The following is an 11,488-nucleotide window of genomic DNA, read 5'->3' on the forward strand; positions in this document are numbered from 1 at the left end:
GACAAATACCTCAAATTATTCCGAGCGGGCGGGGGTGGTCGCGGCCATGTTCCTGGCGTCGTATCCGCCACCCAGGGCCTGCATCAATTGAATCGACAGATCGATCTGCGCGGCATTCAGCGTCGCCAGCTGGCGCTGGGCCTGCAGCAATTGCTGCTCGATGCTGAGCACATCCAGGTAGTTGCCGATGCCAGAGCTGTAGCGCTGCACACCGGTGTCGTAGGACTGCTGGGCAATGTCCGCGGCATGTTGCTGGGCCTGGATCTGCCGGCCGGTGTCGCGCAGTTGTGAAAGGGTGTTGCCGATGTCGCCCAGGGCTTGCACCAGGGTCTTGTTGTACTGCGCCACGGCCAGGTCGTAGTCAGCGTCACGGGCATCGAGGTCGGCGCGCAGGCGGCCGCCGTCAAAGATCGGCAGTGAAATCGTCGGCGCAATGTTGAAGAAGCGGCTGGCCGAACCAAACATTGCATCCCCCAACAACGACTCGGCCCCAGCGCTCGCGCTCAGGTTGAGGTTGGGGTAGAAGCGGGTCTTGCTCGCATCGATATTCTTGCCGGCTGCCTCGACACGCCAGCGTGCGGCGATCAGGTCCGGACGGCGGCCCAGCAGCTCGGCGGGCAGCACCGAGGGCACGGCGACGGCGCTGGGCTTCAGCACGTTGGGCCGGGCCAGTTCACTGCCCCGGTCCGGGCCTTTGCCGAGCAACACCGCCAGGGCGATCTTGGCGCTTTGCAGTTGTTTTTCCGCATCGATCAGTTGCGACTGGGAGCTGGCTTCCAGGCTTTCGGTCTGCTGGTACTGGTAGTGGCTGTCGATACCCGAGTTCAGGCGACGCTTGCCCAGGTCGAGCATCTGCCGGGTGCGCTTGAGGTCGTCTTCGGCCAAGTCCCGCACGATGTGGGCCTGACCCAGGTCGCTGTAGGCCTTGGCCACGTTGGCAGCCAGGGTCAGCCGCGCGGCCTGTTGATCGACCTGGGCGGCGCGCGCCTCGCCCAACGCGGCTTCCCAGGCGGCCCGCTGGCCCCCCCAGAGGTCGAAGTTGTAGTTGAAGCTGGCGCCGATGTTGCGCACGGTGGAATAGGCATCGCCCTCCCCGCGTGGGTCCTGGTCTTTGGCCAGGCGCGAACGACTCACGCCCGCGCTGGCATCCAGGGTCGGCATCCGCGCGGCGTTGGCGGCATAGGCAGCGGCCTCGGCCTGGTGGGCACGGGCGCTGGCGACTTGCATGTCGGGGCTGTTTTGCAGGGCTTCCTGGATCAGGCCGTCGAGCTGTGGGTCGCCGAGGCTTTTCCACCAATCGGCGCTGGGCCAGGCCGCGCTCGATAAGGTCACGCCGCTCAACGTCTTGCCCGTTTGCAGGCTGCCGGCGTCGAGGCGTTTGCCTTGGGTGTCGAGGCCGCTGTAGTTGGCGCAACCGGCCATGCTCATGGCCACCAGCACCAGGCTAAGTGCGCGTCTGTTCATTCATTACCTACCCGCTGGATGACGATGGCGTCACCGGCAGCTACCAGAATTTTCTTGAGGATCCGTTCCAGGGTTTGCAACTCGCCAGGCTCCAGGGCGCCGGCCAACTCGTTCATCGACTGCGCGCCGATGTGCGGCAGCATGTCCGCCAGGCGCTGGCCGTCTTCGGTGAGCACCAGCCGCACCTGGCGCCGGTCCTGCTCGGAGCGCTGGCGCGCCAGCAGGCCCTTCTGTTCCAGGCGGTCGAGCATGCGGGTCATGGAGCCGCTGTCCAGGGACAGGTTGCGGCACAGTTCCGCCGGGGTATCGACGTCGAACTGGGCAATGATGATCAACACCTTGAACTGCGCGGCCGTCACGCCATGCGGTTCCATATGGGTATCGATAATGCGGTCCTTGAGCAGCGCCGCCCGGCCCAGAAGCAGGCCGAGATGGCAGTTGCGAAAACTGTCAGGAGTGAAGTGAGACATCGGAAGTCACCTTATTACTGCCTAGGCAGTGAATGTATGACAAGATGTTACTGCTTAGGCAGCGAATGTCAAATGGAATTATTAGCTTGCTTGGTATCTGGCGGATGAGTGGCGGGTTCTAAGGATCGTCTGATTTTTCCCACGGTTGGCCATCCCTAAAGTGGCGGGATGAGATTAAAGAGCTACCTGCACCAGATCAGCCCCGTGCTGTCCACGCCCCATGCCGCGCGCCGCCTGTTGCGTATTTTTGCGTTGGTACTGCTGGTGGGCATGCTGGGCGGCGTGTACAGCTTCCTGCTGTTCACTTTCAACAATGAGATCTCCCAGCGGCGTAGCTACATGAGCAGCGCCATCGCCGAGGCGCATACCTTTTTCACCACCCGTGAAGCGCTGTTGGAAAGCCTCAGTCTGTCAGCGACACGCAAGGCCGAATTGAATCTGCCGGTCTCCGATGAGGAAATCCGCCTGTTGCTGGGAAATACCCCGGGCAAGCAATGGAGCATTTGGCTGACCCAGCGCATGCGTGATTTCTTGAGGGCCAAGCAGCTCAACCTGCTGTATGTCAGCATGGATGCCCAGGTGCTGCGGCTGTACGATGCGTCGCCCGTGGCGGCCGATTTCCCCGCGACCATGCTTGAGCAACTGCACGCCCTCAAACAGCAGAAAACCCTGCAGGAACTCTGGCTGACCCACGCCACGGACGGCCACTCACAGCTGTACATTTTCATTCGCCTGGATGAACGCGATCTGGACTCCGGCTGGCTCGGCCTGGAAATGGATGACCGTGAAGTCTCCAACGCGCTGAGCGATCACAGCGCTGGCGAGTTCACCATGTTCAATGCCCAAGGCATGCCGCTCTTCAGCAACAGCCATAAACCACCGCCAGGGCAAAACCTGCCGCACCTGCACCAGCAGGACTTCTTCGGTTTTGTCGGCGATGGCTGGCTGCCCGAACAATTGGTGCTGCGTAAACAACTGAAGTCTTCAGATTGGCAACTCACCTACTCCATCGACCTGCGCGCGGTCCTGTGGGCGCTCTGGCCACAGATGCTCGGCGCCCTGCTGTTCTGCCTGCTGACCATCAGCCTGGTGTGCCTGCTCACCCGCCGCCTCGAACACCGCTTTATCACGCCGGCGATCCACCGCATCCAGGCACTGGTGGAAAGCGAGCTGTTCAGCCGCGACGTGATCCAGACCGCCCCCGTGGCGCTGTGTGTACTGCGTCGCACCGATGGCACGGTGGTGCTGAAAAACACCCTGGCCCAACAGTGGCTCGGTGAGTGTGGCGCACAACTCGGTCCCGGCTGGATCCGTCAGGCCTTCGACCCCGACGCCCCCTGCCTCACCGACTATTTCGAAGCCGCCGACGGCCGCCATCTGTACCTGAGCTGCGCGCCCACCCGCTACAAAGGCGAAGACGTGTTGCTCTGCGCCTTCAGCGACATCAGCGCACGCCGGCAGATCGAAGCTGCGCTGGAACAGGCACGCCAGTCCGCAGACGCCGCCAACGAAGCCAAGACCTTGTTCCTGGCCACCATGAGCCATGAGATCCGCACGCCGCTGTATGGCGTGCTCGGCACCCTGGAACTGCTCGCCCGCACCCGCCTGGATGCCCAGCAGAAAAGCTACCTGCACGCCATCGAGGGATCGTCCGCGACGTTGCTGCAACTGATCTGCGATGTGCTCGACGTGTCAAAAATCGAAGCCGGGCAATTGGCCCTGGAACTGAGCGAATTCTGTGTGCCGACCCTGGTGCAGGAAGTGGTGCAAGGCTATGCGGCAGCGGCACACAGCAAAGGCTTGCAGTTGTACGCCTGCCTCGATCCGCAACTGCCCCGGCGCCTGATCGGCGATGCCAGCCGCGTACGCCAGATTCTCAACAATCTGCTGAGCAACGCGGTCAAGTTCACTGACTCCGGCCGCGTGGTGCTGCGGGTCAAAAAGCTCAGTCGCGAAGGCGAACGGGTGTGCCTGCAATGGCAAATCTCCGACACCGGCAAAGGCATCGCCCCTGCCGACCAGGCGTTTATCTTCGAGCCGTTCTACCAGAGCGAAGGCAACTCCCATGTGATCGCCGGCACCGGCCTTGGCCTGGCGATCTGCCTGCGCCTGACCCACTTGATGAACGGCACCCTGCGCTTGGTCAGCGAGCCGGGACTGGGCAGCAGCTTTTCCCTGACCGTACCGCTGGAGCAACCGTCCGGCAACGCGACGCCGGCCTTGCAGCCATTGGCAGCGGAAATCGTGTATGTGCTGTCGCCAATCCGCGAACTGGCCGACAGCCTCTGCGGCTGGCTGCGCCGCTGGGGCGCGCGCGCGCAGGTTGGTCTGCCGACCAGCACAGAGCTGGCGGGGCCCGGTGTATTGCTTGAACTCATCGAACGCCGCCCCGACTTGCCCTGGCACGGGCCACGGGTACTGGCCAGCAATGACGGCGCGCACGAACCGCAGTTCAGCGGCGATGGCTGGCAGGTCAACCTCAACGACCTGGACGCGATCCAACAAGCCGTCCGCCACGCCCAGAACGGCCAGGTGGTGCCGCCCCAGGCGCGCTGCGAAGTGCGCGACCTGCGCCCCTTGCACCTGCACATCCTGGTGGCCGAAGACAACGTCATCAACCAGTTGATCCTGCGCGACCAGCTTGAAGAACTCGGGTGCAGCGTGGAACTGGCCAGCGATGGCGAAGAGGCCTTGGCGCGCTGGCACGAGGGCACCTTCGACATTGTGCTCACCGACGTCAACATGCCCAGGCTCAACGGCTACGAACTGACCGAAGCGCTTCGACGCCTGGGCTGCACCACCCCGATCATCGGCGCAACCGCCAACGCCCTGCGCGGTGAAGAAGCCTTGTGCCTGGCGGCCGGCATGAATCACTGCCTGGTCAAACCCTTTACGCTGCGAGCCTTGTCGACTGTCCTGGCTCCCTACGAACGAGCCATCCATGAAGCCCTGTAGCATTCTGATTGTCGAAGACCATCCCTTTCAGCACCTGTATTTGCAGAACCTGTTCAGCGAGTTGGGTGAGTTCGACCTGGTGTGCGCACGCGACGGTGAGGAGGCGCTGGCCTGCCTGAAGCAACGAGACTTCGACCTGGTGCTCACTGACCTGTTGATGCCAGGCATGGACGGCGTGCAATTTATCCAAGGCCTGGCCGCGCAACCGTCGCGCCCAGCATTGGCGATCATGAGCGCCGCCTCACGGCGCATGTTGATGGGCGCGAGCCTGGTGGCGAGCAACCTGCAAGTGAAGGTGATCGGGCTGATTTCCAAGCCGGTGAATGCCGCAGCCTTGCGCTGCCTGACCGATCAATTGCTGGCGCTGCGCCAGGTCGAACCGGCCGAGACCCAGCCCGGCATTGATTGCCAAAGCCTGATGAATGCCCTGGTCAATGGCGAACTGCAAGCCTGGTTCCAACCCAAGAAAGCCCTGAGCAATGGCCGCATCGTCGCGGCCGAAGCCTTGGTGCGCTGGGTTCACCCCGAGCATGGCCTGTTGTTACCCGGCATGTTCCTGCCGGCATTGATCAATTGCAACCTCGAAGAACGCTTGTTGTGGTGCGTGCTGAAACAAGCGATGACCGCCCAAGCCGCCTGGCGCCAACACGGCTATGACATCCCGGTATCCATCAACCTGCCCACTCACTTGCTTAACAGCCACGACCTGCCCGATCGCATCCTGGCGTTCGTGCTGGAGCATCAGGGTTTGCCCGCACGCATCTGTTTCGAGCTGATGGAGTGTTCGGTGCCGGATGACATCAGCAACTTCTACGCCGGGGCCTGCCGTTTGCGCATCAAGGGCTTTGGCTTGTCCCAGGATGATTTCGGCAAGGGCTACAGCTCGTACATGAACCTGGTGTCGGCGCCGTTTACCGAGGTGAAAATCGACCGCGCACTGGTGCAAGGCTGCAACGCCAACGAGGAACTGGCCCAGGCGCTCACGAGCATTGTCAGCCTGGGCCGTCAGTTGGGGTTGATCGTGGTGGCTGAAGGCGTAGAAACCGCGCAAGAACTTGCGCTGTTGCGTAAGATCGACTGCACTCAGGTCCAAGGTTTCCTGATCTCCCACGCCGTGTCTTCGGATCAGTTCCAGCAATTGCTGACCCACGACGGGCCGGCGAGCGCCTATTGACCCGCTGGCCGGGTGCGAACGAACGCCGTTAGCTTGCGAGGTCACCGCGTCATGCATCACCCCAACGCCTTCCTGGAGAAACTCACCAGCAGTTCGCTGCGCCTGAACAAAGGCTTGCTGGTGCTGGGGGCCTTGGTGCTGTTGCTGCTGGGGATCAGCTACCTGGGGGTGCAGCGCATGGTTCACGAACAGCGCGACACCTTGCAGTTCCACTTCGCCCGGCTGATGGAGAACATCCACGAGCAGGAAGTGTTCTTGATCGATATCTCACGGGGCAGCACCAACGCTAAGTACAAGTCCATTGGCCTGCCGCCGCCTTTTGTGCAAAAGCCGCTGCCCGAGGAAGGGCCGAACACCTATGAAGGCCGCGGTTTGCCGTTCTCCCTGCCCTACAGTTTGAAAATCAACCCCGACAAAATAGCCGCTGACCAATACCCCAAGGTTTTCGCCCTGGGCATCTACCTGTCGGCTTACTACAGCGCCTTTTGGGCGGGTTCCCATTACCAGGCTCCTCAAGTGGTCGTGGTGAACGGCCCGGACAATTTCGACATCGCCGTGCCCTCCTCCGGCCGGCTGCGCGATGGCGGCCACGTGCATATAGGTATGTTGGTGGACGTGATGACCCAACTCAACGAGCGCCTGCACCTACAGAACACCTCCCAGACCCTTCACACCGTGCACTGGGAACCCTACGACACTGCCCCCGATGGCAAGGAAGCTCCGATACTGTTGGGTTATGTCGATATCAACCTGGCCTCCACCTCGTTGACCGTCACCGGCGCCAACACCTGGGTGGTGGTGGCCTCGCTGCTGGACCTGTCCAAGGTCAATAACATCGAGCGGCTGATGCAGTGGTCGATCTACGACGACTTCACCTTGATCACTCCAGGTGGCGTGGTGCTAACCGGGGCCGTCAAGCCCGGCGAGGTGCTCAATGAAGGTGTAAATTTCAACCGCGACGGCCTGGTGTTCAAGCTGACAAGCCAGGGCGAGCAGCCCTGGACGGCGATCTACGTGATCAGCCTGCAACGCTTCCTCGACTATGCGCTATGGCCTTTGCTGTGCCTGGTGGGCGTGGTGTTGGTGATGCTGGGGTGCAGTCGCGCGTTCAATCGCTGGTACACCGCACGGGTAGTACTGCCTGCCCACCGAGCCCATGCCAGCATTGCCGAAAGCTCGGCATTCGCCCGAGCGGTCATCGACACCGCACCGACCGGCCTGTGTGTGATCCGGCGCAGCGACCATCACGTACTCCTGCAGAACCAGCGCGCCTTGGAGTGGCGCGACGCTCGCCCACTGTTCGACTTGCTCAAGCAACAGACGCATGCTGCACCGGGCCAGGCCGACCTGGAAAGCGAAGGCCGCCACCTGCACGTGGCCTTCGTGCCCACCCGCTACCAGGGCCAGGACGCGTGGCTGTGCGCGGTGCATGATGTGACCCGGCTTATCGAAGACGCGGCGGCCCTGGAAGAAGCGCGCCAAGCCGCAGACTCGGCAAGCGAGGCCAAGAGCCGCTTCCTCGCGACCATGAGCCACGAAATTCGTACGCCGCTGTATGGCGTGCTGGGCACCTTGGAGCTGCTCGGCCTCACGTCGCTCGCGCCGCGCCAGCAGGATTACCTGCAGACCATCCAGCGTTCCTCAACCACGCTGTTCCAACTGATCAGCGACGTGCTGGATGTCTCCAAAATCGAAGCGGGGCAAATGACCCTCGAACTCCAGGATTTCTGCCCACTGGAACTGACCGAAGACTGCGTGCGCACCTACAGCGCGTTCGCCCGTTCCAAGGGCCTGCAGCTGTATGCCTGCATCGACGCGGGCCTACCGGATCGATTGCGCGGTGACCCCCTGCGCATCCGCCAGATCCTCAATAACCTGCTGAGCAATGCGATCAAGTTCACCGACAACGGGCGTGTGGTGCTGCGCCTGCGCGCGTCGGAGAACACCGACGGCGAGGTAGACCTGCAATGGCAAGTCAGCGACTCCGGTGTGGGCATTTCCCAAGCGCAACAGCAACAACTGTTCGACCCGTTCTACCAGGCCGAAGATGCCACTAGCCAGGCCGGCGCAGGCCTGGGCCTGGCGATTTGCAAATGGTTGTGCGAGTTGATGCACGGCCAACTGAACGTCGTCAGCGAACCCGGCCTGGGCAGCAGCTTTACCCTGCACCTCGCGCTGGAGTCAGTCCCCGGCGCCCTGACTGACTGCCCCGCCTTCAGCCCCGGCATGCCGACGGTCTATGTGCGCGCGCAGGAACTTGAACGGGCGCAACACCTGATCGACTGGCTCAAGCGCCTAGGGCTCGACAGCCGCACGGTTTCACCCGATGCGCCGTCCTCTGCACTGCTAGTGGACTTCACCCGAGAGCCGGCTTGGCCCGGCACGCGGATCATCGCCACAGCCGGCGGGCCGAACCCGGCGCAGCGGTGTGCTAGCGATTGGGCCGTCGACGCCGACGACGTACGCGCCATTGCCTGGGCCATTTCCCTGGCACAGCAGGGTGCCGAGGCCGGCAACCGCCCCGCGCCCACCGTCAACGCGCGCCCGCTCAACCTGCAAGTGCTGGTAGCCGAAGACAATGTGATCAACGCCGCCATCATCCAGGAACAACTGCAAGCACTGGGCTGCTCGGTGGTGCTGGCCGCCAACGGCGAACAAGCGCTCATGCAATGGCTACCGGGGCGCTTCGACCTGGTGCTGACCGACGTGAACATGCCGGTGATGAACGGTTACCAGTTGGCCAAGGCGTTGCGCCAGCAAGATGCCGCGCTGCCCATTATCGGGGTGACCGCCAATGCCATGCGTGAAGAAGGCGAACACTGCACCGCCGTCGGCATGAATGCGTGGATGGTCAAGCCGCTGAACCTCGCCACCTTGCGTACTAAGTTGGAAAAGTACTGCAAGATCGAGGTGCCCGCCGTCGTCGACATGCCGCCGTTGTCGCCCAAAATGCGCGAACTGTTTGTCACCACCCTGCGTCAGGATGTACAGGCCACCCTGACCGCGCTGGACAACCAGGACGCCAATGGCGCGGCGCAGCAATTGCACAGCATGGCCGGCGCCCTCGGCGCGGTGCAACTTGGTGACATGGCCAGCGCCTTTGTTGAACTGGAACTGCGCCTGACCGGCATGGCCGTCACGCCCGCGCTCGCCCTGGAAGTGCGGCGCAACCTGGCTCGCCTCACGGCATTGCTCGACACCTTTGAATAACCTCACTCTGGATAATCACCCCATGGAAACCCTCAACGTAGTCATTGCAGACGATCACCCCATCGTGCTGGTCGGAGTACGGGAACTGGTCGAGCGCGATGAGCGTTTTCGCGTGGTGGGCGAAGCCGTGTGCTCCAACGAATTGGTAACGTTGCTGGAAAACACCGCGGTGGACCTGGTAATCACCGACTTCAACATGCCGGCGGACTCGCCCTACGGCGATGGCCTGAAGTTGGTGGAGTACCTGGTGCGGCACTTTCCCAAGGTGCGCGTGCTGGTGCTGACGATGATTTCAAATCCACTGATCCTGACGCGTTTGCAGGAATTGGGCGTGTTGGCCGTGATCCAGAAAAACCAACTGCACAATGAGATCCAGGCCGCGCTCAAGGCTATCGCCCGTGGCAACCCGGTTCGCAGCAAGGGCCCGCAACCGACGTCGGTACTGGAATCGTCCGACCTCGATGAGCGCTTCACCCGGCTGTCGCCCAAGGAGCATGAGATCCTGCGTTTGTTTGTATCAGGCCAAAGCGTCAATGAAATTGCACGCGGGTTGAACCGCAGTGCCAAAACCATCAGCACACAAAAAGTTGCGGCCATGCGCAAGTTGGAAGTCAACAGCGACCAAGACTTGCTGGCTTATTGCATAGAGCGCAACTTGTTCAACTAACACCCGCTTCTAGGGATCGTCTGATGTTCCACTAACCGCCGCCGTCTTATCGTGTTGTTTTAACCCCACCATGGAAAAACAACATGAAACAGCTGTCTCGCACACTTCTGGCATTATCGATCTTCGCCGCGGGCAATGCCTTTGCCGTCGACCCACCGGTAACACCGACCAAGGCCGGCAGCGGCACCATCAACTTCACCGGCAGTATCAACAATGACGCCTGCTCCGTTGAAGGCATCGGCTTGAACAAAACCATCTCGATCAACATGGGCGAAGTGTCGATCAAGGACATGGGCACCGCCACCGCCCCCAAAGGCAACGGCACCCTGAGCGCCGAGAACTTTGACATGAAGATCAGCTGCAACGCCGGCACCAAGGTGGCGATGATCTTCGAACCGACCAAAGGCGCCGGCTCAGGCATCGTGACCGGCACCAAAGTGTTGAAGCTGATCGACGGCCTGGGCGCCGCCAAGAACATCGGTATCGCCCTGCTGGATGCCAATGGCGCACTGATCGACTTGAGCTCGCCGACCACCGCGAAGATCGAGAACACCTTGCAGGACAGCAACACCACGCTGAAATTTTCGGCCGCCTACGTCACCACCATCGACGCTGCCTCTGCCGTGGCCGGTCGCGGCGATGCCACCCTGCCGTTCACCCTGCAGTACGAATAACCCCAACCCGATGCGGGGCCTGCGGGCCTCGCACACCTCTCGAACGTAGCGGTAGCCATTATGTTTCTTCGCCATTCACTGTCCCTGTGCGCGGGCCTGCTCGGCCTGCTTGCAGTCGGGCAAGCCACAGCCGGGATTTCGTTGAGCAGCACGCGTTTGGTGTTCGACGGCCAACACAAAGAAGCCGGAATCACCGTACGCAACAGCGGTGAGGACGTGTTGATCCAGTCCTGGGTCGACACGGACGCCGACGACGCGACTTCGGTACCGTTTGCCGTCACCCCGCCGCTGGCGCGGGTCACCAGCAATGAGCAACAACTGTTGCGCGTGATCTATGAAGGCACGGGCATGCCCAGCGACCGCGAGTCGGTCGTATGGCTCAACGTGCAGGAAATCCCCAAGGCCTCAAAAACCGAGAACACCTTGCAGCTTGCCGTGCGCCAGCGCATCAAGGTGTTCTTCCGCCCGCCCGCGTTGAAAAACAACGCCTACCTGGCGCCGACCGAGCTGCTCTGGCAGTTGGCCGAACACGCCGGTAAACGCGTGCTGCGGGTGAGCAACCCGGGGGTTTATCACGTGTCGATTGCCGACATCACCCTGCAGGCCGGTGCCGTCAGCGAACATCCATTTGATTCGATGATGATTGCGCCAGGCGAACAAAAAGAGTTCCAACTCAAGCAACTTTCCTCGATTAACTCCGCGCTCTTGAAGTTCAGCAGCATCAACGACTATGGCGCACAAGACCCTTATAGCGCGCAACTTTCTGAGCGTGCTCAAACCAGCGCCAGTTTGAACAAAGAGTCGCCATAACGCGCCTGCCGTTCGCGCAGCCGCACTTTCACTGTATTTCTCTTCGCTCCGTTAGTTCGTATCG

At 61.8% G+C, this 11,488-nt stretch carries 8 protein-coding genes; 6 read left to right on the forward strand and 2 right to left on the reverse strand.

The features are described from left to right. Nucleotides 1-15 precede the first annotated feature (15 nt). Both ACP7C6_RS02060 and ACP7C6_RS02065 read right to left on the reverse strand, forming a co-directional pair. Complete coding sequence (locus ACP7C6_RS02060) at nucleotides 16-1,464, reverse strand: efflux transporter outer membrane subunit (RefSeq protein ID WP_028616877.1); 1,449 nt, start codon at nucleotides 1,462-1,464, stop codon at nucleotides 16-18. Next, entirely contained in the window at nucleotides 1,461-1,934 is a 474-nt protein-coding gene (locus ACP7C6_RS02065) for a MarR family winged helix-turn-helix transcriptional regulator (protein WP_016977433.1), read from the reverse strand. Before ACP7C6_RS02065 ends, ACP7C6_RS02060 begins: the two co-directional genes overlap by 4 nt. Nucleotides 1,935-2,102: 168 nt before the next feature. Here ACP7C6_RS02065 and ACP7C6_RS02070 point away from each other — a divergent pair, with 168 nt between their 5' ends. The 6 genes from ACP7C6_RS02070 to ACP7C6_RS02095 all read left to right on the forward strand — a co-directional run bounded on the left by ACP7C6_RS02070 (nucleotide 2,103) and on the right by ACP7C6_RS02095 (nucleotide 11,424). Then, entirely contained in the window at nucleotides 2,103-4,889 is a 2,787-nt protein-coding gene (locus ACP7C6_RS02070) for an ATP-binding protein (protein ID WP_426108193.1), read from the forward strand. After that, nucleotides 4,876-6,063 carry an EAL domain-containing response regulator gene (locus ACP7C6_RS02075; protein ID WP_426108194.1) on the forward strand — a complete coding sequence of 396 codons (1,188 nt, stop codon included), beginning with the start codon at nucleotides 4,876-4,878 and terminating at the stop codon, nucleotides 6,061-6,063. The genes ACP7C6_RS02070 and ACP7C6_RS02075 overlap by 14 nt, the downstream gene beginning before the upstream one ends. Nucleotides 6,064-6,114: 51 nt before the next feature. After that, nucleotides 6,115-9,273, forward strand: a complete 3,159-nt coding sequence (locus ACP7C6_RS02080) for an ATP-binding protein (protein WP_426108195.1) — start codon at nucleotides 6,115-6,117, stop codon at nucleotides 9,271-9,273. Nucleotides 9,274-9,295: 22 nt separating this feature from the next. Next, complete coding sequence (locus ACP7C6_RS02085; RefSeq protein ID WP_028616881.1) at nucleotides 9,296-9,940, forward strand: response regulator; 645 nt, start codon at nucleotides 9,296-9,298, stop codon at nucleotides 9,938-9,940. A gap of 83 nt (nucleotides 9,941-10,023) precedes the next feature. Continuing rightward, on the forward strand, nucleotides 10,024-10,614 hold the full coding sequence (locus tag ACP7C6_RS02090) for a fimbrial protein (RefSeq protein ID WP_068935134.1): 591 nt from the start codon (nucleotides 10,024-10,026) through the stop codon (nucleotides 10,612-10,614). A gap of 60 nt (nucleotides 10,615-10,674) precedes the next feature. Then, entirely contained in the window at nucleotides 10,675-11,424 is a 750-nt protein-coding gene (locus ACP7C6_RS02095; protein ID WP_068935132.1) for a fimbrial biogenesis chaperone, read from the forward strand. The last annotated feature ends 64 nt before the right edge of the window (nucleotides 11,425-11,488 follow it).

Origin of the sequence: Pseudomonas sp. TWR1-1-4 (assembly GCF_049897165.1) — a bacterium.
GTDB lineage: Bacteria > Pseudomonadota > Gammaproteobacteria > Pseudomonadales > Pseudomonadaceae > Aquipseudomonas > Aquipseudomonas canadensis.

Coding starts and splice junctions, on each gene's coding strand:
- ACP7C6_RS02060 (WP_028616877.1), bottom strand. CDS start 1,464: ATGAACAGACGCGCACTTAGCCTGGTGCTGGTGGCCATGAGCATGGCC.
- ACP7C6_RS02065 (WP_016977433.1), bottom strand. CDS start 1,934: ATGTCTCACTTCACTCCTGACAGTTTTCGCAACTGCCATCTCGGCCTG.
- ACP7C6_RS02070 (WP_426108193.1), top strand. CDS start 2,103: ATGAGATTAAAGAGCTACCTGCACCAGATCAGCCCCGTGCTGTCCACG.
- ACP7C6_RS02075 (WP_426108194.1), top strand. CDS start 4,876: ATGAAGCCCTGTAGCATTCTGATTGTCGAAGACCATCCCTTTCAGCAC.
- ACP7C6_RS02080 (WP_426108195.1), top strand. CDS start 6,115: ATGCATCACCCCAACGCCTTCCTGGAGAAACTCACCAGCAGTTCGCTG.
- ACP7C6_RS02085 (WP_028616881.1), top strand. CDS start 9,296: ATGGAAACCCTCAACGTAGTCATTGCAGACGATCACCCCATCGTGCTG.
- ACP7C6_RS02090 (WP_068935134.1), top strand. CDS start 10,024: ATGAAACAGCTGTCTCGCACACTTCTGGCATTATCGATCTTCGCCGCG.
- ACP7C6_RS02095 (WP_068935132.1), top strand. CDS start 10,675: ATGTTTCTTCGCCATTCACTGTCCCTGTGCGCGGGCCTGCTCGGCCTG.